The sequence below is a fragment of the Thalassospira sp. UBA4513 genome (assembly GCF_002388495.1).
Lineage (GTDB): Bacteria > Pseudomonadota > Alphaproteobacteria > Rhodospirillales > Thalassospiraceae > Thalassospira > Thalassospira tepidiphila.
The window spans coordinates 212,653-236,342 of the sequence record NZ_DGMR01000038.1 but is presented as its reverse complement, the minus strand read 5'-3'; the positions used below and the strand labels follow the sequence as shown (position 1 = coordinate 236,342).

The window sequence follows — 23,690 nt, the reverse complement described above, 5'->3', positions numbered from 1 at the left end:
GCCGCTTATTAAGCATTCCATTAATAAACTGATAGGGCACACGATGTTACACATCATTGAAACTCAATGATGGTGAAGACCGAATGTCCCAGAAAGTGCGCGAGCTTTACGAACAGTTTCCCTATCCGTTGCGCGATCCAGGGCAGGAAAAAGACCGCCTGTTAATGCCGCCGATCGATACCCTGTCACGGGTCAATCATTACTGTTTTGGCGGGACAAAGGAATTTGATGCCACCTTCCGCGCACTGGTTGCCGGTGGTGGCACCGGGGATTCGATGATCTGGCTGGCGGAACAGTTGCGCGATGTCGGTGGATCGGTGACCTATCTCGAACCGTCCGCGGCCAGTAACAAGGTCGCCCGTGCCCGGGCCGAGGCACGCGGTCTTTCAAATGTCACCTACGTCAATCAGACCATCTCTGAATTTGCCAAATCCAAGCCCGACCCGTTTGATTACATCAATTGCGCCGGTGTCTTGCATCACCTTGAAGACCCGGAAGAAGGCCTGCGGGATCTGACATCGGTGCTTAAGGCCGATGGGGCGATGGGCATCATGGTTTACGGCGAACATGGCCGTCTTGCCGTGACAGAATGGCGCAAAATGATCGAGCCATTGCTGGAAGGCAAAGACCTGCAACAACAGTTGGCGATGACGCGGGCATTGCTATCCGCACTGCCCGAAGACAACATGCTGCTTAAAATGGGCGGTGGTCCGGGCTTTATCAAAGGGTTGCTTGAAAACGATCCGGAAATTGTTGATTTGCTGCTTCATCCCGTTGAATGCGCATATGATGTACACGGGGTGTATGATTTCGCCTCTTCCGCGGGCCTTCATGTTGCGGCCTTTACCGGCTTCTTCGGGTTTGGTGGAACCGGCAAGGCCCATTACAAGATCGACAATCTGGTGCGTGATCCGGCCATTCTGCGCGAATTGGCGGCCAAGCCGCTCCGCGAACAACAGGCCTTTTGCGAACGGTTCAGTGGCGCGATGCCACTGCATGCATTCTACCTGACCCGTGAAGACAAGGGCCAAACTGCCGAAATGCTGCCAGATGCCGAACTGGCACCTTACTTCTTCGTCCCGCCCAACAGGACCTTCTTTGATGATCTGGTGGCACTCGCCGGCCAACCTGTTCTGATCGAAGACGGCAGTGGCAATGCGGTTGACCTGACCGGTGGACCGGATCTGGCCCGCTTGCTGACGGTCTTTGACGGCAAGAAGACGGTCGCAGAACTTGTCGCCATTCTGCGCGATGAAATTCTTGATACCCAGCCGATTGATATGAACGCGATTGCGATCAATACATTGGGGGCTGTGTGGGCGCTGTTTCACAAGTTCGATTGGATGTTGTCATCGAAGCCGGGTGGCTGGCAAAAAACCGACGGTGAGAGAACACTTGGCGTGCGCAAGATCTGATTGGTTTACGGGGGTAGTGCCCCTGTAAACGTCTTTCGGTGACCGCGGGTGAATCGGGAATGCCCACTGTCTTTAATCCACCGATATTTCATGGTTTTGGGTAAAAACGGTCCTGATTTTGGCAAATTGCCGGGGCCCGGTGAAAAACACCAAATTTGTCATATGTGGTGTCAAAGCGGATAAAACCGGCAGGAACCAAGGAAAACCGCCGGTTGCAGGCCAGTGGCGCAGATCACTGTCAATTCTTTTGACTGCGACTATTGCCTAACTCTAAAAGTGTTTTCCTTCACATTTAAGGGGTTAAGTGACTGAAATAATTATTATTATTTCGGTTTTCAAAGGTCCGGGGAGACGGGGTTTTACAGCTTGACAGCCCATGGGGTGCTAAGTATGTTGCCCGCGCATTTCCTTGCGACGTTTGCAGGGCTGCCAAAGCGGGGTTCACGACAATGAGCGATGATAAAGATCGCGCTTCATTAGCAGAGCTTGAGAGCAAACTGGCAGCCGTAGCAGGCAAGCGAGAAGAACTGCACAGCCCGAACCGGGCGACCGGCAAACCATCTCAAGGGATGGCGCTTGGCATGAGGATTTCGGCGGAAATGATCGCTGCGGTTCTTGTCGGCTTGCTGATTGGCTGGGCGCTGGATCGGGTGCTTGATACGACACCTTGGCTGCTTGTTCTGTTTGTTTTTCTCGGAGCAGGTGCCGGAGGTTTGAACGCTTATCGCGTTGCCAAGGGTTTTGACAGTGCTGTCGGACTTGGTCGTGCGATGGGGGAGCGCAAGCAGGGGAACGGGGACAAATCCGAACCCTGATAATATTGAGCGAGGATTACGGTGGCTGGACCGCTAGAGCAGTTTGAAATCAAGCCCTTGGCCGAACTTTCGGTTGCCGGCATTGATATTTCCTTCACCAACTCCGCACTTTGGATGGTGATCGCAGCCGTTCTCGTAACGGGCTTCATGACGCTTTCGATGCGTCGCGGCGCGCTGGTTCCGGGCCGCTGGCAGGGATCTGCCGAGGTGATGTACGAATTCGTCGCCAATATGCTCAAGGACAACGTGGGAAGCGCAGGTCGCAAATATTTCCCGTTCGTCTTTACGCTGTTTATGTTTGTTCTGTTCGGGAACCTGCTTGGCATGATCCCGCACAGCTTTACCTTTACGAGCCACATCGCTGTTACCTTTGCGATGGCTCTGGTGATCTTCCTCGGTGTGACGGTCATCGGCTTCATGCGTCATGGTACGCATTACCTTCGGATGTTCTTCCCTGAAGGTGCGCCGATTGCGACCGCGATCATTCTGATCCCGATCGAAATCATCTCCTATTTCTCTCGTCCGTTCAGCCTGGCGATCCGACTGTTTGCGAACATGACCGTCGGCCACATCATGCTGAAAGTTATCGGTGGGTTCGTTGGCCTGATTGGCATTCTCGGCGTGCTTCCCTTTGCTTTGCTGACGGGGATTACTGTTCTGGAGTTCGGCATTGCTGCGCTTCAGGCTTACGTCTACACAATTCTCACCTGCATCTATCTCCATGATGCAATCCACATGCACTGATGTGTGTGGTTTGGTGTGATCTCTTCTGATTGCCTTTAAGAAATTCGAAAGGGTGAAGTTATGGAACTCGATGCTGCTAAGATGATCGGTGCTGGCCTGGCTGCTATTGGCATGATTGGTGCCGGTATCGGTGTTGGTAACATCTGGTCGAGCCTGATTGCGACTGTTGGCCGTAACCCGGCTGCAAAAGGCGACGTTGAACTGTATGGCTGGATCGGCTTTGCTGTTACCGAAGCTATTGCACTGTTCGCACTCGTCGTTGCGCTGATCGTTCTGTTCGGCTAATCGGCGCCTTTTGCGCGAATACACGGCCCGGCGAGGCACTCCCTCGCCGGCGTCGTTGAATTCGGGAGTAGGCTATGCCGCAGTTTGATATTGCGACGTTCTCGGAACAGATCTTCTGGCTGTTCGTCATTTTCGCCATCTTGTATTTCCTGATGTCGAGAATTGCGCTGCCGAAGGTTGGTGAAGTTCTTGAACGCCGTCAAAAAACCATCGAAGACAACCTTGGCAAGGCTCGGGCGTTGAAAGACGAAACCGATGCCGCCATCGCGAAATACGAGGCTGCTTTGGCAGAAGCTCGTGAAGCCGCTCAGGCTGACATTCGCGAAGCATCGGAAAAGGCTGCTGCAGAGCAAGCCAAGAAAACCGAAGCTATGGTCAAGAAGCTGTCTAAAAAGACATCTGATGCCGAGAAGGCAATTGCGGACGCCAAAGCGGATGCAATGACGGGTGTTGCAGAAGCAGCATCGGAAATTGCCCGTGAAGCAACCGACAAACTTATCGGTGTCAAGGTTCAGGCCAAAACTGCCGACAAGGCTGTTTCGGCAATCGTAGGAGAGTAAGACAATGGCAACCCAAGAGGTTACTTTCCTTACCGATCCATACACCTGGACCACGCTTTCTTTCGTGCTGGTCGTCGGTTTTGGCGGTTTCAAAGCCGTCAAAGGGATCTCTGCCGCACTTGATAAACGTGCACAGAAGATTTCCGACGAACTGGACGAAGCACAGCGTCTTCGCGAAGAAGCCCAGGAGCTTCTGGCCAATTATCAGGCCAAACAGCGTGAAGCGCTTAAGGAAGCTGACGAAATCCGTGCGCATGCCAAGGTGGAAGCCGACCGTATGCTCGAGAACGCCCAGGCAGAACTGAAAGCGGCGCTCAAACGTCGTGAACAGCAAGCTCTGGACCGTATCTCCAACCTCGAAAGCCAGGCTATTGCCGAAGTTCGTGCACATGTTGCCGAAATCGCAGCCAAGGCCACCATGGCCCTTGTCAGTGACAAGGTTTCTGGTGCAAAGGCAGACGAGTTGGTTGATAGCGCGATCGCGGAACTCAAAGGTCGTCTGAACTGATTTTTTCCGGTTTCCGGAAACTGAAAACCCCGCAGCGATGCTGCGGGGTTTTTTTATTGTTCGACAGTCCGGCTGAGGATCAGGACAAATGTTCGCGGCCATGCGGTTCATCAAGGTCCAGGACCGGGCCCAAGGGGACCACACCGGACGGATTGATCGTCGGATGGCTTTCGTAATAGTGGCCCTTGATATGGTCCATAAAGACCGTCTCTTTGATCCCCGGGTGCTGATACAGATCGCGGGTATAGGCCCAAAGATTGGGATATTCATTCAGCTTGCGCAGGTTGCATTTGAAATGGCCATGATAGACCGGATCAAAACGCAACAAGGTTGTGAACAGGCGCCAGTCGGCCTCGGTAAGCCGGTTGCCAACAAGGTAGCGTTGTTTGGCAAGGCGTTCTTCAAGCCAGTCCAGCGCATCAAACAGCGTGGTGACGGCTTCTTCATAGGCAGACTGCGTGGTGGCAAAGCCGGACTTGTAAACGCCGTTATTCACATCGTGATAAACGCGTTCGTTCACTTCATCGATTTCGGTGCGCAAATCTTCGGGATAGAAATCAACCTCTGTTGCGCCAAGATCGTCAAACGCGCTGTTAAGCATGCGGATGATTTCAGCGGACTCATTGCTGACCAGCTTGTTGGTCTTCTTGTCCCAAAGCACCGGCACGGTGACGCGACCGGTGTAATCAGACATCGCATCGGTATAGACCTGATGCATGAAGTCACGGTCTTCGAGATGGTCGGGAAGGCCCGCATCGCGATCAAACTTCCAGCCGTTCTCACCCATGTGCCAATGCACGACCGATACACTGATCATGTCTTCCAGTCCCTTCAGGGCACGGAAGATCAGCGTGCGATGTGCCCAGGGACAGGCGTAGGATACATACAGGTGGTAGCGGCCCTTTTCGGCCGGAAACTCGGCATCCTGATCGGCAGACACCCAGTTGCGAAAAGCTGAATCCTGGCGTTTGAATTTTCCGCCGTTGCTTTTGGTGTCATACCATTTGTCGTGCCAGACTCCGTCGACAAGTAATCCCATGTCCGTTTCCCAAATTTTGTTAATCGGTTCTGGCAGGCATTCTGCCGCGGCTAAGCTTCATTGTGCTTATTTGCGCGTTGAAGACAATCCGTTGATGTGACATTAATTTGTTTCCAATCGCGCAACAGTACCCCGCTCAGGAGCCGCATAATGCTGATCGGAAATCTTGACGGCATGACCGTCTTTGCCCGTGTCGTCGAGGAACGCAGTTTTTCCGGTGCGGCGCGCAAGCTTGGCATGTCCAAATCCGCGGTCAGCAAACATGTAACCAAGCTTGAAGACAATCTTGGCATCCGGCTTCTGAACCGCACCACCCGTCGGCTCAGCCTGACGGATGCCGGATCGACCTTCTATCAGCACTGCGCGCGTGTGGTTGAAGAAATCGAAACAGCCGAACATGCCCTGACCGATTTGCGCGGCACGCCGCGCGGCACTTTGCGTATTTCAGCCCCCCTGACCTTTGGGCAGATGTATCTGCCGCAGCTGGTAACCGAGTTCATGGATAAGTATCCGGGGCTGCATGTCGATATCCATCTGGCCGATCATATGGTTGATCTGGTGGCCGAGGGGATTGATATGGCGATCCGCATCACCCGGCTTAAGGATTCCAGCCTGATTGCCCGCAAACTGGCGGATTTTACCGGCCATGTCGTGGCCTCACCGGGTTATCTGGAACAGTATGGTGAACCCAAAACGCCACAGGAACTGGCCGAGCACCGAACGATTTCCTACACCAACGTGCCAAGTCCCAATATCTGGGACTTTGATGGACCTGATGGTCAGGTCTCAGTCCGGGTCAATCCGGTGATGTCATGTAACAATGGTGAATTCACCTCCGTCGCGGCCATTCGCGGCCTTGGTATTGCGCGTGAACCGGAATTCATCGTTGCTGAGGCGCTGAGCGAAGGGCGTCTTGTCCGCATCCTTCATGATTACGATCCACTCAGCAGTGGTGGTATTTACGCGGTCTATCCCGAACGCCGCCACCTGCCCAGCAAGGTGCGTGTTTTCATCGATTTTCTGGTCGAGAAATTCAAAGGCGGATTGTGTAACTTCCATCAGGAAGCCTGTGCGGAATATCGCGAAGGGCGTGGCCGTCAAAGACCACGGCCCTAATCACTTGCTTTCGACGCGCCAGCCCAACAAACAGATTGCCCCGATCAAAAGCGCGACAAACGGGATCGGCAGCAAGTTTGTAATGCCGCCAATCACGGTCTTGAAACTGTTGGTCTGAAGGAACCCGGCCCAGTTGCTGCCATGCCAGATACGGTCATCGGGCACATGGCGGAAATCGGGCAACCCATCTTCGATCCGGCCGATATATCCATCATTTTCCGCCACCAGCCCGGCCAACAGATCCGGAGTGGAATTGGTGTTTCGGGTTTCGGCGGTCAGGACATCACGATCAACATGCAACGCGGTTTGGCTGCGATCATCCTGATCACGCACCCGAACCCGGATTAGACCGCGGGTTTCAATCGGAACAGTCGCCTGCCAGGATTGATCGGGCAGTTGTTCGAAGGCGGCATTGATCTGTTCGCCGGTTTCCGGATTGATCACGCTGGCTGCTTCGGGGGCTGCGCCAATCTTGCGCCAATTGAGGATCAGGCTTTCGCCATCCGGGCTGCGTTCGGTCAGTACGGTGTTCTCATCGAGGGCAGGTTCCTTCATCAGCCAGTGTGACAGACGCCGCAGCAATTCTGCTACAGGGCCGCCGCCATCATGGCCACGCTGCCAAAGCCACATCTGATCAGAACTCAGCATCGCCACACGCCCTTCCTCGACCCGCTGCATGGTCAAAAGTGGCAGGTCATCCACACCGGTCAGAAGCGTCATCGCATCGGGATCAGAAATACGCGTTTCGATCTGACGATACCATTGGCCCCATTTCGGGGGCGTGTTGGGGGATCCGGCAATGGCGGTTGTAACCGGGTGCAGGCGGCCGGCCTGATTAACACGGGGGACAAAGGCCTGCTCGATAACCCGGCCGGTCGGGGCGGCAGGCATCAGATCATTCAAGGCGGTGCTGGCAAGCCCATCCGGTCCGACATATTCCGGCCCGGCGACGACCAGTGCCGCGCCACCCCATTTGACGAAATCAACCACCTTTTCAAGATAGTGCGGCGGCAAGACACCGCGCATCTGATAGCGGTCAAAAATGATCAGATCAAATTGACGCAGGCGCACTTCAAACAGATCGCGGATCGGAAACGGGATCAGTGCCAATTCATTGATCGGCGTGTCATCGCCCTTTTCAGGCGGGCGCAAAATGGTGAAATGCACAAGATCCACCCCCGGATCAGCCCGCAAAAGGTTACGCCAGGCCCGCTCGCCTGGGTGGGGTTCACCAGATAACAACAACACGCGCAAACGATCACGCACACCGGTGGTTTCAAGTATCAGCCGGTTGTTGGACTTGTCGGTTTCTTCCTCAAGCGTATCCATGCGCAATTCGGCAAGAACCGATCCGGCATGCGGCACCGGGATGCTGACCCGGCGTTGTTCATTGGCGGGCAGGGCAATTTCGCGTTCCGTACCATCTTCAAGCAGCATCCGTACCGGGATCGCTGTGCCGGGCGGCAGTTGCGGATCAACCGCCTCGATCATGAATTCGGCATCCTTGCCGACAATGCCGTAATCGGCACTTTGGCGAATGACCAACCGGCGATCACGTTCATCGCGCCCGCCACTTATCAAAACATGCAAGGGCGCGTTCAGATCAAGGCTGCTTGGCACGTCATGAACCTGCCCGTCGGTAATCATCATGACCCCACCCAGCCGTTCGCGCGGCAGCCCGCCCAGCAACCGGTCAAGGACGGCAAACATGCGGGTATCGGTATCGCCCGGAACATCTTCAAAGCGAAGCTCCACCGATGGATCATCGGCAAAGCGATCTTGCAGTTCGGCAATCGCAGCATCGGTTTGTGCTGAGCGGTTTGCGATATTTTGGCTTGCCGACCGGTCAACAAGCACCAGAATGATATCGCTTAGTTTTTCGCTTTCGCGGTCGGTAAATTGCGGTGCCAGAAGGGCCAAAAGAACCAGCACCATCACTACCCCGCGCCAGACCGTGCCACGCAGCCGGAAGATGGTGAACACAATGACGGCGACCAAACACAGAACAGCCAACCCTTGCAGGATGGTGATGTCGAGAAGCGGGGAAATCTGAAGGTTCTGCCATCCCTGGTTCATCGGCCCAACCTTTCCAGAATGGCCGGGATATGGACCTGATCGCCCTTGTAACTCCCCGTCAGGGCATACATCACCAGATTAACACCAAACCGATAGGCCATTTCGCGTTGCCGGGGGGATATGTCTTCGCTGCGCAGTTCATCGCGGCCTTCGGGAATGATCCAGGCCGATGCCCAGTCATTGCCCCCAAACAGAACCGACGCGACCCCGTCAAGGCGTTGACTGGGGCGGGCATCAAGCCATAGCGGTTCAGAAAACCGGCCAAAGGCATGGTCAAGCAGATAGAAACTGCGAAACAGGATGTGATCACTTGGCGCACGATCCAAAAGCGGGACTTCCAACCCGGCCAAAAGACGCCGCAAGCGCGCAGGTTGGACTTCGCGGTCCCGGCTGTCGATCAGGATCATGCCACCATTATTCAGATAACGGTTCAGTCGTTCCTGTGCGCGTTCGGAAAACGGCTCCTGCCCGTCAACCAGCGGCCAATAGATCAGCGGATAGAAACTAAGCTCATCGGTTTCCGGATTAACGCCATCGACGGTGTTGAGGTCTGCCGCACTACGCCTACGCAGGATTTCGGTCAGGCCGGTCATCCCGGCACGGCTGAGGCGATCTACCGGCGCATTTCCGGTTTCAAGATACGCCAGACGCGGTTGCAGGGCTGCTTCGGGCAGTGTTGCCGCCATGGATGCTGCGGGCATCATCGCGCTGGCTGCGGCCACACCGGTCAGGACGACGGCCAACAAAAGCGATGTCAGGGCATTGCTGCGTCGACTGCGCCGTAGTGAGGCATTGTTCAGCACAAGCAAGATCGCGGCATCAAACAAGATCAGGATAAAGGCCGCCAACAGGCAAAGGGCGGCAAGATCAACCTGGCTTTGATCGGTGATCTCGCGTGTGCTGATGCCCGAAGGCCAAACCACATCGCGGCCGATATCGGTAAGGGACGGGCCAAGGTTCAACGCAACCGCCTGACCATTTTCACCATAAATGCCCGGCGGATGGCGTGGGTTGGGTGTCGGAAGCGGGGTTTGAACCGGCAGGATCAAGGCATCTGGCTGATGCGGTCGGCCAAAGCCATCCAGAATGGTCTGGGCAGGCAGGCTACTTTGCAGTTCGGCATCGCTGCGATTGCTCGGACTGGCAAGGGGAAGAAGCCGCTGCCACAGCTCGACAAACAGGCCTGACATCGGCAGGTTCGACCAATCGGCCCATGGTGTGACATGGAAAAGAACAATCCGCCCGGCATTGCGCGGTGTGCTGGTGATCAGCGGCGTCCCATCGGTTAGACGTGCCCACGTCTTGCTGACAATGTCTGGGTCGGGTTCGGCCAGCAATTGGCGGGTGACCGTGATGTCGTCAGGCACTTCGACCCCGTGGAACGGGCTGTTGTCTGGAAAGTCGAGCAACCTTTTGGGCTTTTCCCACGACATAGATCCGCCAAAGTCGCGGTTGCCAAGACGAAGTGTGACGGGCAGGAAATCGTTGCCAATCTGCGACGAACTGTCGCCCGCAAACCGCACCAGCATGCCGCCTTCATTGACCCAGCGTTCAAGTGCGTCAAACTGGCTGCCCAGCCCTGAAATCGGCCCGGCGGAAACCAGAACATCGACCTTGTCTTCAAGCAACGTTCCAAGCGGCGCATAAGTCACATCGGCATAGGGCGAAAGCGCCCGATCAAGGAAGAAATACTGATCAGACAACACCCCCGGACCGTCGCCGGAACTGACCACGACGCCAACCCGGCGTTGTTGCCAGCGGGCACCGGTCTGAAACACCGATGCGGCACTTTCGACCCCCTCAATGCCAACGGATTGAATGGCGTTGGAAATATCACGCGGCAACAGAATGGCGACATCGCTTTGATCGCTGTCGGGTGTGATTTCCACCGTATGGCGCAAGATGACATTGCCGCGTTCGCCGCGGGCCAGCAGATTGATCTCGCGCGGTTGATCGTCGCGATTATGGGCCAATGTTGCCAACATGCCGGTACCTGACCGGCTCAGCGACCGGATGGCGATACGGTCGGTGATGGTTGGTGAAATCGTTGTGATTGGCGCGATATCAAGCAGTTCGGATGCGATTTTGGCCTTGCCGGGGCTGTCCATCTCGCTGGTTAGCCACAAGATGCTGCCAACAGCCCTGTTCATTTCGGGGCGTTCGGAAATCAAATCCGAAAGGGCAGCATAATCCGAGGGCCAAGGACGTGGCTGCAAGCGATCAAACAGGTTTTTGGTATCGTTGGGCGATACCGGCCCGACAATGTCTGGCAGTTTCCATGTGGTCGCACCTGCGGCCTCGGGTGCGGTTTGGGCAATATAGACCGTTTGCAACTCGAACCGGGCCTGATTGGCGATCTGTTGCAATGCCGTGCGGTATTGCCGCCAGTTTGCCGCACTGTCCCAGCCATTATCGGCAATGATCAATATCGCACCATCGTTGGCGGCAAAATCATTGCGGTTCATCACCGGGCGGGCAGCGGCAATGATCAGAAGCGTCAGGATCAAACAGCGCAGAATGGTTTGCCAGATCGGCGCACGCTGAATATCGCGGCGTTTGCTTTTAAGGCCGCGCAAAATACGCGCAGCCGGGAAGATAACGGTCTTGGGTGACCGTGGTGCCGATCTGATCAAAAGCCAGACAATCGGCAATGCCAGCAGCCCGGCCAGCATCGCAGGATACAGGAATGTGATGGCCGACAGGCTCATGACATCTCCTGCGTGTGATGGCGATGCAGGTTAGGACGGCCGCGCCCGTTCGATCCGCTTTGATTTTGCCGTTCGCTCAGATGCTGATAAAGGGCCAGCAATGTCGGGCTGGCACTTTCGGATGTGACATGCCGGTCATAAAGCCAGTCATTCTGGCGCGCGGCATCGCGGACCAATGCCCGCCATTTCTGGGCGCGAAGTTTATAGCCCTCTGTGAGGTCTTCGAAGTTTTCGCTGCGAAAAATCATCTGATCATCGGTATCAAACAGATCAACCCGTCCCTGAAACGGCGGGGCGATTTCCGCAGGATCAAGAATTTGCACCAGCGCTCCGTCATTTTGATACTGGCCCAGACGCCGCACCGTGCGTGCCGACTGTTCGCTTTGATCCGCAAATTCAAGGAAGTCACCCAGGATCAGCACCGAATGTTTGCGGCCCGGGTGAATGTTTGTCGCCTGGCCTGCGATACTTTGCGGACTTGCCAGCATCGCGTGACCCAGTTTTTCAAGATGCTCTGCCGATGTGATGCGCGTGCGTTCGCCATCAAAGGTGCCAACGGTTTCGCCGTTGCGGATCAGAAGGTCGGCCAATGCGATGGAAATGATCAGGGTGCGTTCAGCCTTTGACGGCAGCTTGTCACTTGATGCCCAATAGGTCGACGGCGAAAGTACCGGCCAGATCCAGTAATTATGACTGGCCTGCCATTCGGTCTGGCGGATGAAGGTATGTTCGCTGCGCGCAGATCGGCGCCAGTCAATCTGGTTGGTTGGATCGCCGGGAACATAAGGGCGGAATTGCCAGAAATCGCTGCCCGGTCCGACCTTGCGATTGCCATGCAGGCCACTGCGCAGACTGATGGCCGTTCGACGCGACTCATCAATCAGTTGCGGCAGTTTTGCCGCAAGGGCGCGGGCGGCGGCAACATGATCCTGCACGGGGGCGGTGACCAATTAGTTTTTCTCCTGCAGGTGGGCAAGCGCATCGGTAATCAGCCCCTTGGCGGTAAAGCCTTCGGCGCGTGCGCCATAGGTCAGGCCAAAACGATGGCGCAAAACAGGAACGGCGAGTTCTTCGATATCCTCGATCGATGGGGCAAAGCGCCCAAACAGCATCGCACGTGCCCGACACGCCAGTGACAGGGCTTGGGCGGCACGTGTGCCCGGACCCCAGGCGACATTTTCACGAATATCGGCAAGTGATGTGCTTTCCGGGCGGCATTCGCGACACAGGGCAATGATGGTATCAAGAACCCGGTCCGGCATCGGCAGGCGGCGGACAAAGTCCTGCGCCTCCACCAGATCATCGGTTTGAAGAACCTGTCGCGGGCGGGCCGGATACCGGCCGGTGGTTTCGGTCACGATCTTGCGTTCTTCATCGGCATCGGGATAGCCAAGCCGGACTTCAAGCAGAAAACGGTCAAGCTGTGCTTCGGGCAGGGGATAGGTGCCTTCCTGCTCCAACGGGTTCTGGGTGGCCAGAACATGGAACGGTTCGGGCAGTTTGTGGCTGTAACCGGCAACCGATACTTCGCGTTCCTGCATCGCCTGCAACAGGGCGGACTGGGTACGTGGGCTGGCACGGTTGATTTCGTCGGCCAAAAGCAACTGGCAAAATACCGGTCCCTTGATAAAGCGAAACGCGCGTTTGCCGTCCGCTCCTTCTTCAAGAACTTCGGAACCCAGAATATCAGCCGGCATCAGATCGGGTGTGAACTGAACACGCTTGTCAAGCAGGCCAAGAACCTTGCCCAGCGTGTGCGCCAGAAGCGACTTGCCAAGGCCCGGCGCACCGACCATCAGCACATGTCCACCGGATAAAATGCCGATAAGTGTTTGCTCTACGGCATCATTCTGCCCAAATATAATACTGGAAATCATTTTGCGGGCTTCGGCCAGCCGTGCGACACACTCGTCCAGACGGGCTGCATCGCGTTCAAGACTGCTTTCCTGGGAGAAACCCATTTCTTCGGGGAATTGTGGCGCGTTTGTCATGGCGGTTGACTGTGCTTCCTATGTTGCAGTGCAGGCGTTGGCAGGCCAGAGAACGCAGATGAAATCGCAGAAGTATAACGGGAAAACGTCTGGTTCAGGATCAACTCTACAGCATGAATGAAAACCAAAAAACCATCGATCTCGCCGAGAAGTTGTGGACGCGCTTGCGCGGGCAGAAGCCCGACACCGGGCGGCACCCACAAATCTGTGGCGATATCCCTATGTCTATAGGTCGGGATGGAACCTGGTTCTATCAAGGTGGTCCGATTGGCCGAATTGAGCTGGTGAAGCTTTTTTCTTCCGTGTTGCAGCGTGATGAGGAAGGCGGGCACTGGTTGGTGACCCCGGCCGAGATGGCCCGGATCGAGGTCGAGGACGTCGCCTTCATCGCAGTTGAAATGCAAAACGAAGGCGAAGGCAAAGATCAGAATATCCGTTTTCGGACCAATATCGACCAGTGGGTGGAACTTGATGATGATCATCCCCTGCGCGTCGAACACGACCCCGAAACCGATGAACCATCGCCTTATGTCGGGTTGGAGCGCGGCCTTGAAGCGCGCCTGAACCGGGCGGTATTCTATCAATTGGTCGAATTGGCCGAAGAAATTAGTGACCCTGACCACAACATGATACGTATCGGTGTTTACAGTCATGGGAAGTTTTTTGAGATCGGTCGGATGGAGGCCACGGAATGACACCCGATGACATCGTTGCCGCCTTGCGCGCGCCAACTGGCGATGTGTTGCAGCGCCGTGGCGACCATGCGGTGGACTTTCCGGGTTCGAAATCGCGCGCACGTGCATTTGCTGACGGGGAACTGATTTCGCGTCCGGCAGCCGTTCTGGTGCCGCTGGTCAAACGCGATGCGGGTTTGCATGTGATCCTGACAAGGCGTACTGATCACCTCAGCGACCATGCAGGTCAAATCAGCTTTCCCGGTGGGCGGCAGGAAGAATTCGACGCCACCCTTGAAGAAACCGCGCTCCGCGAGACAGAGGAAGAAATTGGTCTTGCCCGCCGTCACATTGATCTGGTGGGGCGGATTGATGATTATTACACCGTGACCGGCTATCAGGTGACCCCGGTTGTCGGTCTGATTACACCGCCATTTGATCTTAAGCCCGATGACCATGAAGTGGCCGAAGTGTTTGAAGTGCCGCTCAGTTTCATTCTTGATCCGCGAAATCAGAAACTGCAAACCGTGACGTTCGAGGGCACCCGCAGGCGGTATTTTGCGATTCCGTATCGCGAATATTACATCTGGGGCGCGACCGCCGGGATGCTGGTCAACTTCTCTGAAGTCATCCGGGCCAATGCGCCATCGCTTAACCGTTAATCCGAATATTAGGACAGAGCTTTATGTTGCGACAAATCATCCAGATCGGTCTTCCTCTGATCCTGCCCTTTGTGATTTACGGGCTGTGGTTGAAATGGGCCCGTGCCAAGGCCATCCGTGAAGGTCACGACATCATCCCGCCATGGAACAAGGGGCCGTGGCTGATGCTGTTTGGTTTGGGCGTGTTGCTGACCGCCGCAATCCTGATTTTCACTGCACTTGGGACTGGTGCGCCGCCCGATTCCATTTATCATGCGCCGGTATTGCGTGACGGCGTGGTCGAGCCGGGCTATTTCGAACCCAAGGAATAGAACAGCCCAGCCACCGTCGTGGCACTTGATATGACAGGTGGCAACAAGGCAGCGATGACAGCACTCGAAGTAACCGGCAGATTGCGGCCATACGGGATCATGGTCGCCGATGATACGGCCCGCGTGTTTGATGCCATTGCGCAGCAAGGCGGTTGTGCGCGCTTTGTTGGCGGTGTCGTGCGCGATGCCTTGCTTAAACGCGATCTGGTCGATGTCGATATTGCCTGCGATCTCGCACCCGAAGAAACGCAGGCTGCGTTGGAAAAGGCGGGTATTCGTGTCATTCCCACCGGCCTGAAACACGGTACTGTCACCGCAATTGCCGATGCCGGCGCCTATGAAATCACGACGTTGCGTGTCGATGTCCTGACTGATGGCCGCCATGCCGAAGTCGCCTTTACCGACAGCTGGCTTGAAGATGCCAAGCGCCGTGATTTTACCTTCAACGCCATTTACTGCGACCTTGATGGCACGATCTATGACCCGTTTGATGGCGAAACCGATTTGCGCGACGGGCGCGTGCGGTTCATCGGGGTGGCCGAAAACCGCATTGCCGAGGATTTCCTGCGTATTTTGCGGTTCTTCCGCTTTCAGGCATGGTTTGGGCGCCCGCCGATTGATCCCGTCGGGGCGGAAGCCTGCCGCAAGGCAGTAAACGGCCTTCATGATATTTCAGTCGAACGTATTCGCGACGAGATGTTCAAGCTTCTGCGCTCGCGCAGTCCTGCTGGTACGATCAATGACATGATCGGGTTTGGCATTCTACCCGCCATTCTGCCCAAACTGATCCACACTGATTGCCTGCGCATCATGCAGTGGCTTGATAGCACGGCCCTTGCCGATCCGGCGATACAGCCCGATCCGCTGCGCCGCCTTGCGGCACTGTTTGCGCCGGGAGGCGATCGACGCAACAGCGACGATGACGAGGACAATCTGGCAGCAGCCGAACGCTTTGCGCGCGATTTGCGACTATCGAACGAGGAAACCGACCGTTTTGCCGAAATGGTTGCGCATGCGCCGCTGATTGATCCGAAACTGCGGCCGGAAATCGTGCGCCGCGATCTGTATCGGATGGGGGCATCCGCATTTCGTGATGCCGTGCTCTTGGCGTGGAGTGCGCGCGCCGCGGTGCCACCACGTTGCACACGCGCAGAAAATGACGAATGGAAAGCCCTGATTGAGGCCGCAGCAAACTGGCAACCCGTGAAATTGCCGATACAAGGCCGCGATATTCTAAAAGCTGGCCTTGCACCTGCGGGGCCACGTGTCGGGGCGCTTTTAAGACAGGCCGAGGAATACTGGATCGATCGCGATTTCCAGCCCGGTCGGGATGAATTGATGGACTATATTGCCCGCCAAATCACGGCAGGCGATGAGGAGAAAGAATGACGACAGGCGTAATTGGACATCGGATTTGCTGTTTTGGTGACAGTCTGGTCAATGGTGTTCGCGACGGTGAAAAGGGCGGTTGGCCGATGCGTTTGGCCCGGCGTCTTTTGGACGAGGCCGGGCGTGACGTCACGATCTATAATCTTGGTATTCGTGCGGAAACGTCCGAGGGGCTCAAGGCCCGCTGGCAGGGTGAAGCCAACCTTCGCATGGTTGAAGAATTCCCGACGGTCCTGATCTTCAGTTTTGGGGTGAATGACGCCAACCACGCCGAAGACCGCGGCGAGGAAACCACCATGCGGGTTTCCCCGGCAAAATCGGCCGCCAACGCCGCCGAAATCATTGGGGCTGCTTCCAAACTGGCACCAACCCTTTGGGTCGGGCCGCAGGCCGTGATTAACGGCAGCAAATCCAGCCAGGAAATCAACCAGCGCCTCGAAGGGCTGAACCAGATTTATCTCGAAACCGCGCGCGGGTTTGATGTGCCCTATCTCGATCTGCTTGCCACGACGCTTGAAGACGATACATGGCAACGCGCTTTGCGGCGCGGCGATGGCTATCACCCGGACAAGTTCGGTTATGACGGGCTGGCAGATTTGATCTGGGAATGGGGTGCTGTGCAAAAGACCATTGGTCTTTCAGCCTCAGACGACTAAGGGTCGGGCAACCGATCAGGTCAGAATATCGAAATACTGGCCACGACCGCCGGCACCGGCCGTCAGATTATTCAGTGGATCGCCAGATGCGCTGTATGTCGGTGATGAGATCTTTTCGACATAGCTGTCTGAAATAGTTTTCTGTTCGCCGTCTTTCAGGAACTGCTTTTGTTCATTGCGGTCGCGTTGATAGGACTGAACAGCGCGCTCGATCTCCTGATCCGATGTCAGGACAGAGGCGCGTGTCCCATCGATAATCCGGTTTTGTTCGGCAAACCGTTGCTCATCGCCACGTTGCTGGGCGATGGGGCTGGTCTGGCGGACGGGATTGGACAGCGAAAGATCAGAAAAAGGCGCGATATTTACCATTGACGGAACTGCTCGTTTGAACCGATTGGTGTTTTTAATTCGGCCGGAATATTACTCAGAGTGACTCGGATTTGAAGCCCTAATTTGCGCTTCAGAGCGACAAAAATGACAAGTCTTTGAAAAAGCGATCAAAGAAGTTTTGGTTCGCTGGCGTTGTTGCTGTCCGGATCATAAATACCTGCCGCGAATCGCCGTGGACTGGTCTTTGCAAGCGCCTTGAGTTTTGCCGCTTCGACTGAAATATGATCAAGGGTGATGTCGGTGCGTTCTGCCGGAATCCGGATCAGCGCGGCACTGACACTCATCAGATCAAACCGCGCGGGTTTGCCATCCCGACCCTTGCCGGTCAGGTATCCACTTTCACGTGTTTCCGGGTCATAGAAACTTTTGATCTGGGCATCAAACATGGCCTGAACGCGTTGGACGGCCGCGACCGCATCCTCAAAATCAATCGATTGCACATAGGCAAAGAAATCATCGCCGCCAATATGGCCGACAAACCAGTCATTCTGACTAAGGACCTTGCCCAGGATATCCTTGAAAAGCAGGATCGCGCGGTCACCTTGGCGGAAACCGTATTGGTCATTGAACGGTTTGAAATTGTCGAAATCAAAATAGACAGCAAACCGGCGTCGGCGCGGCTCGGCCAGGGCGCGGGCGGCATAGCGGTAAATCGCACTATTGCCGGGCAGTCGGGTCAGAGGGTTTTCATCGCGCGCATTTAGCGTATTGCGTTCATTTACCGCCCGCAAAAGCGCACTTTGATCCAGAACACCCAGGTACTGGTCATTTTCCGTCAGGATCACCCCGTCCAACGCCTCGGTCGCGACAAAGGTTTCCAGAAGCTCCGACAGGCTGGTGCGGATATCGGCAACCGGACAACGGCGCAAAAAACGTTTGATATTGGCCCGGTTGGCCGGGTTTTGCAGCAATTCACGGCCAAACGGCGTGTAAATAAACGCCTTGAATTCTGAATCCCGGACAATGCCCAATGGCTTGCCATCATGGTCGACCACCGGCACCAGCGAGATATCCGGATTTTGTTGGAAGTAACTCAGGATATCGACCGGATTGATATCAATCGGCAGGGCCGGTGTTTCCAGCAGGTAGGATCTGACAACATCATCATCGCGATCTGACTGGCGGCGCGAATCTGCCGCAATGTCGGCGGCTGACGACACAATATCGGTCTGTTCGGGAATATCGAGTGATGGGCGCGCGATAAAGAAACCCTGCACCAGATCACAGCCCAAACGCCGACAGCACAGGAACTCCTCACGGGTTTCCACACCTTCGGCGACGACCTGTGCCGCGATCATGTGGGCGAACGCCGTAATTTGCGTAACAAACAGTTCCTTGCGACGGTCACGGTCGATGCCATCGATAAAGAACCGGTCGATCTTGATGATGTCTGGTTCGCATTCATAAAGGGCGCGCAACTGGGCAAATCCGCTGCCGTAATCATCAATGGCAATCTTGAAGCCCTGACTGCGGTAGCGCACCAGAATGTCTTTGAGGTACCCGGCATTGCTGATGTCGTGGCGTTCGGAAATCTCAAGGAAGATGGTATCGCGTTCAAGTCCGGCATCGCTGAGCAATGCGGCAGTCTGACCGGGTTGGTAATCCTCGGTCTTAACGACGCGATTGTCGAAATTGTAAAAAAGCTTGAGCCGTTTGGCGCCCGGAAAACGCGCGAATTTCTCGATCGCCTTGGCGCGCAGCATCATATCGACACTGTGCAGGTTGCCAGTATCCCATGCGGTATCAAACAGCGCCTGAATGGATGTAAATCCGGCTTCTTCCCAGCGCCGCAAAAGCGCCTCATAGCCGAAAACATGACCGGTGTGCGGACTGACAATGGGCTGGAAGGCGAAGTCGACTTTTTCGACGACCTGCTGCCAGTTACGGAGCATGACCGGTTGGGTCATGGGTCGGTCGGATATCCACTGTTCATCTGCATCAAAGGTCAAATGCAGTACCCCGATCTTCAAAATGGTCGGCTTTCCCGGAAGTTGTGAGAATTAGAAGTTCCGAGGTTTGCTGTTATCCCAGATATGACAACAAGTTCATGACAGTGGGGTTACGAATATGTGACATCCGCAGAAAACATCCACTTTTTTATCAAGAAACGGCGGGATCTCTATACAAAGGGGTTAGACAAATCGGAGAACCCGATACTGATTCGACTAACCAATTGCCCGTGTGGCCAGCGGATGATGTTCTTGAACCAGTCCGCGCAGCCGTGACTCGAGAACATGGGTATAAATCTGCGTGGTCGAGATATCGGAATGGCCCAGCATCTTTTGCAGGCTGCGCAAATCCGCGCCATTGGCCAGAAGGTGACTGGCAAAGGAATGACGCAAGACGTGCGGCGACACTTTTGACGGCGGGACACCGGCCTCAATCGCCAGATCCTTGATCATCTTCAGAAACATCTGACGGGTCAAATGCCCGGTTTTCCCGCGTGACGGGAAAAGGTATGAGGATTGCCCGGGGCGATCGGCATGGCCGTTTGATTTGTCTGATGGAATAAAGGCATCGCGCACTTCAAGGTAATCACGCAGCGCATCACGGGCCGGATCGGACAACGGCACCAGCCGTTCCTTGCTGCCCTTGCCACGCACAATCAGCATCTGCGGATCACGCGCTGCTGCAGCAAAGGGGAGCTCCACCAGTTCGGAAACGCGCATGCCGGTGGCATACATCAGCTCCACCATCGCAAGTAACCGCTTGCCCTTGATGCCCGGATGATTGGTTGCTGCGATGATCAGACGATCAATTTCCTCAATCGACAGGAATTTCGGCAGGGTCTGGCCCTGTTGCGGACTATCGATATTCGATGACGGGTCATCATTGCGATACCCGTCGGAATAAAGGAACTTGTGAAACTGCCGCAAGGCCGACAGGCGCCGCGCCTGCGTACGCGGGGCAAGCCCGGCAGACCCCAGTTCGGCCATATAGCGTCTGACATCCGCATCGCTTGCCGATACCGGATCAGCCTTGCCCGCAGTCAGTGATGACGCATAATCTTCAAGATCACGCCGATAGGCATCAAGCGTATGCACACTGGCCCCGCGTTCAGCCGCCATCATTTCCAGAAAGGCCGATATCAACGAGCTTGTCAGTGCCTTGGCCATGACCGGTCCTGCCAGTGATTAAAGAGCCTACTGATTAAACGACATCAGCAGTTCTGTCGCCAGACGCCGTGCGTCATTTTCCTGCCCGATGACCAGAAGCGACGTCACAGTATCGCTCAGGACCTTGGGGTCGGCATTGTCGACAGCCGCGACCTGTTGGGCCTGAATGGCCAATGCCGCGGTTTTCGCCTTTTGCCGCGCAGCCGCAGCTGCGTTGAGTTGATGCGATACAGCACTGCTGGTTGTCATGCGTTGTTCGGCATAGGGGGCGGTCAGGATGCTGTCCCACAACGTATTGGGGACTTCGATGCCGAAACCTTCAAACAGGTTGAAAATCAGTTCGCTATAACGTCTTGCCGCGGCCTGATCGCCGCGCGCAGCCTGCATTTCCTGCCATTCGACCATACGTGCACGATGGCGGGCAAGGGCGGCTGCGCGATCAGATGCACTTTGCACATCCTCTGCCGAGGCCGAGTTGGGCATGACGGTTGCCGACGCCATGCCGCCACTTGATGTCGGTGCACCCGGCACGACGGCACCGCCAAGACCGAAGGTTTGCGTCGGACCGGATTGCGGATCAGCCCCAAAACTCTGCGAAGAACTTCCATCCGTTGCCATGGCTGTCGGTCGAACGGCGCCTGTTTCTTCAAGGCCGGAAATCGCCAGAACCGGATAAAGCAGGCTCAGGCGTGATGAAATGTCATTCGATGCATTGGCCGATGATTTGGCAACCTGAAGCCAGTTTTCTGCCCGCTCGAAATTGTTTGCGGCAATTGATGCCCGAAGGGCAGGAACAGCAAACCACGAAAAGTCGCCATTCACCGGAATGTCGGTCATCAGCGGCGCTGCCAGCCTTGCGACCTGCATGAAATCGCCTTCAAAATCCGCGGCGTCAAACAGGGCAGCCAGAATTTCGGCCCGTGCGGCGGCAACATCACTTTGTGCTGCGGCCTGATAAAGCTTGGCATACTGGCGCGCCTGAATGCCTTCGCTGGCATCATCAAGAACGCTTTCCAATGCCGCCGGTTCGAAATTCACCGACTGATAAACATCAGCCAGCTTTTCCGGGCTGATCAGGCCAAGATTTTCAGCCTTGCGGGCGGCCTCAAGGCGAACATCGGTCGCAGTCGCATCGGCAGTGGTAATGCCGATGATGGCGGCTGGATTTTCGGTTTCAAGCTGGCTGGTCGGGATCGATTGTTTGGCAACCGCCAGAAGTGCCAGATCGATCGGGCGCAAATCATTTAGCAGGTCGGCATCGGCAGTACTGCCACTGCGGATTGCGGAAACCAGACCAAAGAAGGTGGCATCGCTTTCGCCACCCATTTCACGCACAAGATCGACGGTGAAGGCCGCAGAAGTCGGGTCATTGGCGTAAAACGCGCACATCGCCGCCGCCTTAAGCCAGAAAAGCTCCTCGTAACTTGCGCCGTAACCTTCAATCGCGTCACACGCCGCATCAATTCTGGAGCCAATCAGAAGGGCGTTGACCTCTGCCTGCGCCAGCATGGAGCCGCGCGATCCTTGCGGGGCGGCGCGGACAAGTTCGATGGCGTCATCAAGCGCGCCCATTTCGATCAGCTTTGCAACACGCGCTTCAAGCAGGCTGATATCAGCCGAGCCCTGAGGCAGGGCGGCTGCGGACAGAAGCAGGCGTTTTTGCAAGTCACGCGCAGCATGGGTCGCCGGGGTCGCGGGCAATTCTGAAATCAGTTGTGCCGCAGACCGGCGGGTGGTGCCGTTCCACATATCGGCGCCAAGGCCACCGCGCGATTGATCAATGGTCCCGACGGCCTCGGCGTCGACTGCGCCAAGTGACAGCGATTGCACCGCGTTCGGATCCGACGGGAATGCATCAGTCTCGCTGGTGCCAGATGACGTATTGCCAAAGCTGCCTGATCGCGGGGCCGATGTGGCCCCCGGATTGGTCGGGCTTGGGGCAACCTGGCGTTCCGCGTCCTGTTCTGCTTCCTGTTTTAAAAACAACGGCACGGGGGCCGAGTTTTGCGCGTTTGCAGGGGCGGAACCCAGTCCCGTTCCCGTCATCATGGCCAGTACACAGGTCTGCATTAACAGGCGGGAACGCAATGTCATCTTAGTTAAACCTCGAATTCGGGATGGTTTCTTCGATTTGGGCGGTCGGGGCAGGAATGTCCCAGGTCACCAGGAAAGTGGCACCGCCGGCAATCACGGCGATAACCAGCAACAGGATGATGCGCGATAAAATTCTCATTTTAATCCAGACTTCGAAGCGTTTAAGCGATGGACGCGAATACCAGTATGCGGACGAAAATCAAAGATGCAAGAACCGCAACCGCCAATCATTCTGGCGATCCGTCCAAGTATCTTGAACCTGTCATCGCAATGGGGTGGTCGCACTCCAATTCGGCAACTTAAAGGCAGTATAAGTGCCTGTTACTCACAGAGAGTTAATGCCATCGCGCAGAACAACATTGGGCAAAACGATGCATAGGCATGCCTAAAGTGACTGAAAGGGGCAATTTGGCGCAGTATTTTTGTCGTGTTTTCTGTCCGGTTTGCTTGCGTTCGGGGGCAAGCTGGCCTAAAGATTTGGGTAATTTGTATCTCAATGATTGAACCACAGGACTGCAAACCGAACATGGACAGCAACATTGCCGAGTCGGGTTTGCACGAAGACGTGATCGCCAAAATTCGGGACGGCCTGAAAGGCCGGACATTGGTGTTCATTGGACTGATGGGTGCAGGAAAAAGCTGCATCGGCCGTATGGTCGCCAAGGAACTCAAACTGGATTTTGTCGATGCCGACCGCGAAATTGAAGAAGCCGCTGGCTGCTCGATCGCCGATATCTTCAAGCTGTATGGCGAAGAGGCGTTTCGCGACGGCGAGGAACGTGTAATTGCCCGTTTGCTTGATGGCGAACAGATCGTGTTGGCCACAGGCGGTGGTGCGTTCATTCGCGAACGTACCCGACAATTAATCCTCGAAAAATCCGTATCGGTCTGGCTTCGTGCCGACCTTGATCTGCTGATGCACCGCACCAGCGGGCGGACCCATCGTCCGTTGCTTAATAACGGTGATCCCAGACAAATTCTCGCGGATCTGATCGAGACGCGTTACCCGGTCTATGCCGGGGCAGACATTATTTTCGACTGTGATGAATCCTCAAAGGAAGCCACCCGCGATGCGGTTCTTGAACTGCTTGCCGATTCCTTTGATGACGATGGTCAATTGATCAAGACAGGAACCTGACAG

23 protein-coding genes are annotated in these 23,690 nt (G+C 55.7%); 13 read left to right on the top strand and 10 right to left on the bottom strand.

All coding sequences use genetic code 11. The features are described 5' to 3' along the window. Positions 1–83 precede the first annotated feature (83 nt). From B2T33_RS16710 to B2T33_RS16685, 6 genes are all read left to right on the top strand, one after another. Positions 84–1,415: a class I SAM-dependent methyltransferase gene (locus B2T33_RS16710; RefSeq protein ID WP_286792673.1), complete on the top strand. Its 1,332-nt coding sequence runs from the start codon at positions 84–86 to the stop codon at positions 1,413–1,415. Positions 1,416–1,864: 449 nt separating this feature from the next. Next, positions 1,865–2,230, top strand: coding sequence for an AtpZ/AtpI family protein (locus B2T33_RS16705; protein ID WP_040823076.1), 366 nt, complete (start codon positions 1,865–1,867; stop codon positions 2,228–2,230). Positions 2,231–2,251: 21 nt separating this feature from the next. Beyond that, a complete protein-coding gene (locus tag B2T33_RS16700; RefSeq protein WP_008889876.1) occupies positions 2,252–2,974 on the top strand; it encodes a F0F1 ATP synthase subunit A in 723 nt (240 codons plus the stop codon). A 60-nt stretch (positions 2,975–3,034) separates the two neighbouring features. Continuing rightward, positions 3,035–3,259 carry an ATP synthase subunit C family protein gene (locus B2T33_RS16695; RefSeq protein ID WP_007089066.1) on the top strand — a complete coding sequence of 75 codons (225 nt, stop codon included), beginning with the start codon at positions 3,035–3,037 and terminating at the stop codon, positions 3,257–3,259. Between the two features lie 74 nt (positions 3,260–3,333). Then, positions 3,334–3,819, top strand: a complete 486-nt coding sequence (locus B2T33_RS16690; RefSeq protein WP_008889877.1) for an ATP synthase subunit B' — start codon at positions 3,334–3,336, stop codon at positions 3,817–3,819. 4 nt (positions 3,820–3,823) lie between these two features. Further along, complete coding sequence (locus B2T33_RS16685) at positions 3,824–4,327, top strand: F0F1 ATP synthase subunit B (RefSeq protein WP_064781144.1); 504 nt, start codon at positions 3,824–3,826, stop codon at positions 4,325–4,327. A 79-nt stretch (positions 4,328–4,406) separates the two neighbouring features. On the opposite strand, the gene B2T33_RS16680 is transcribed toward B2T33_RS16685, so the two are convergent. Next, positions 4,407–5,366, bottom strand: a complete 960-nt coding sequence (locus B2T33_RS16680) for a glutathione S-transferase family protein (RefSeq protein ID WP_286792672.1) — start codon at positions 5,364–5,366, stop codon at positions 4,407–4,409. 150 nt (positions 5,367–5,516) lie between these two features. Here B2T33_RS16680 and B2T33_RS16675 point away from each other — a divergent pair, with 150 nt between their 5' ends. Next, entirely contained in the window at positions 5,517–6,482 is a 966-nt protein-coding gene (locus tag B2T33_RS16675; RefSeq protein WP_008889880.1) for a LysR family transcriptional regulator, read from the top strand. On the opposite strand, the gene B2T33_RS16670 is transcribed toward B2T33_RS16675, so the two are convergent. From B2T33_RS16670 to B2T33_RS16655, 4 genes are read right to left on the bottom strand one after another with little or no spacing between them, the layout of a single operon-like run. Then, on the bottom strand, positions 6,483–8,558 hold the full coding sequence (locus tag B2T33_RS16670; protein ID WP_286792671.1) for a hypothetical protein: 2,076 nt from the start codon (positions 8,556–8,558) through the stop codon (positions 6,483–6,485). Beyond that, positions 8,555–11,266 (bottom strand): DUF4159 domain-containing protein, encoded by a 2,712-nt coding sequence (locus B2T33_RS16665; RefSeq protein WP_286792670.1) that lies wholly within the window; start codon positions 11,264–11,266, stop codon positions 8,555–8,557. Before B2T33_RS16665 ends, B2T33_RS16670 begins: the two co-directional genes overlap by 4 nt. Further along, entirely contained in the window at positions 11,263–12,216 is a 954-nt protein-coding gene (locus tag B2T33_RS16660) for a DUF58 domain-containing protein (RefSeq protein ID WP_286792668.1), read from the bottom strand. Before B2T33_RS16660 ends, B2T33_RS16665 begins: the two co-directional genes overlap by 4 nt. After that, the gene (locus B2T33_RS16655) at positions 12,217–13,257 is read right to left on the bottom strand and encodes an AAA family ATPase (RefSeq protein WP_063089141.1); all 1,041 of its coding nucleotides are present in this window, start codon (positions 13,255–13,257) and stop codon (positions 12,217–12,219) included. A gap of 113 nt (positions 13,258–13,370) precedes the next feature. Here B2T33_RS16655 and B2T33_RS16650 point away from each other — a divergent pair, with 113 nt between their 5' ends. The 5 genes from B2T33_RS16650 to B2T33_RS16630 are packed head-to-tail and all read left to right on the top strand — an operon-like array spanning position 13,371 to position 16,949. Beyond that, a complete protein-coding gene (locus tag B2T33_RS16650; protein WP_063089140.1) occupies positions 13,371–13,952 on the top strand; it encodes a DUF1285 domain-containing protein in 582 nt (193 codons plus the stop codon). Then, complete coding sequence (locus B2T33_RS16645) at positions 13,949–14,593, top strand: CoA pyrophosphatase (RefSeq protein ID WP_063089139.1); 645 nt, start codon at positions 13,949–13,951, stop codon at positions 14,591–14,593. Before B2T33_RS16650 ends, B2T33_RS16645 begins: the two co-directional genes overlap by 4 nt. Before the next feature lie 23 nt (positions 14,594–14,616). Beyond that, complete coding sequence (locus B2T33_RS16640) at positions 14,617–14,904, top strand: hypothetical protein (protein ID WP_008889887.1); 288 nt, start codon at positions 14,617–14,619, stop codon at positions 14,902–14,904. Positions 14,905–14,934: 30 nt separating this feature from the next. Beyond that, positions 14,935–16,293 (top strand): CCA tRNA nucleotidyltransferase, encoded by a 1,359-nt coding sequence (locus B2T33_RS16635; protein WP_286792666.1) that lies wholly within the window; start codon positions 14,935–14,937, stop codon positions 16,291–16,293. Then, positions 16,290–16,949 (top strand): GDSL-type esterase/lipase family protein, encoded by a 660-nt coding sequence (locus B2T33_RS16630; RefSeq protein WP_286792665.1) that lies wholly within the window; start codon positions 16,290–16,292, stop codon positions 16,947–16,949. Before B2T33_RS16635 ends, B2T33_RS16630 begins: the two co-directional genes overlap by 4 nt. A gap of 15 nt (positions 16,950–16,964) precedes the next feature. Here B2T33_RS16630 and B2T33_RS16625 read toward each other — a convergent pair whose 3' ends face one another. From B2T33_RS16625 to B2T33_RS16605, 5 genes are all read right to left on the bottom strand, one after another. Beyond that, positions 16,965–17,318 carry a hypothetical protein gene (locus B2T33_RS16625; protein WP_064788805.1) on the bottom strand — a complete coding sequence of 118 codons (354 nt, stop codon included), beginning with the start codon at positions 17,316–17,318 and terminating at the stop codon, positions 16,965–16,967. Between the two features lie 128 nt (positions 17,319–17,446). Further along, positions 17,447–19,246, bottom strand: a complete 1,800-nt coding sequence (locus tag B2T33_RS16620) for an EAL domain-containing protein (protein WP_238538672.1) — start codon at positions 19,244–19,246, stop codon at positions 17,447–17,449. 258 nt (positions 19,247–19,504) lie between these two features. Then, entirely contained in the window at positions 19,505–20,455 is a 951-nt protein-coding gene (gene xerD / locus B2T33_RS16615; protein WP_120225682.1) for a site-specific tyrosine recombinase XerD, read from the bottom strand. A 27-nt stretch (positions 20,456–20,482) separates the two neighbouring features. Next, positions 20,483–22,549, bottom strand: a complete 2,067-nt coding sequence (locus B2T33_RS16610) for an antifreeze glycopeptide (RefSeq protein WP_197146649.1) — start codon at positions 22,547–22,549, stop codon at positions 20,483–20,485. 1 nt (position 22,550) lies between these two features. Continuing rightward, on the bottom strand, positions 22,551–22,688 hold the full coding sequence (locus tag B2T33_RS16605) for a hypothetical protein (protein ID WP_165374927.1): 138 nt from the start codon (positions 22,686–22,688) through the stop codon (positions 22,551–22,553). Positions 22,689–23,075: 387 nt separating this feature from the next. On the opposite strand from B2T33_RS16605, the gene B2T33_RS16600 reads away from it, so the two are divergent. Further along, complete coding sequence (locus B2T33_RS16600) at positions 23,076–23,687, top strand: shikimate kinase (RefSeq protein WP_252724049.1); 612 nt, start codon at positions 23,076–23,078, stop codon at positions 23,685–23,687. Positions 23,688–23,690: the final 3 nt, after the last annotated feature.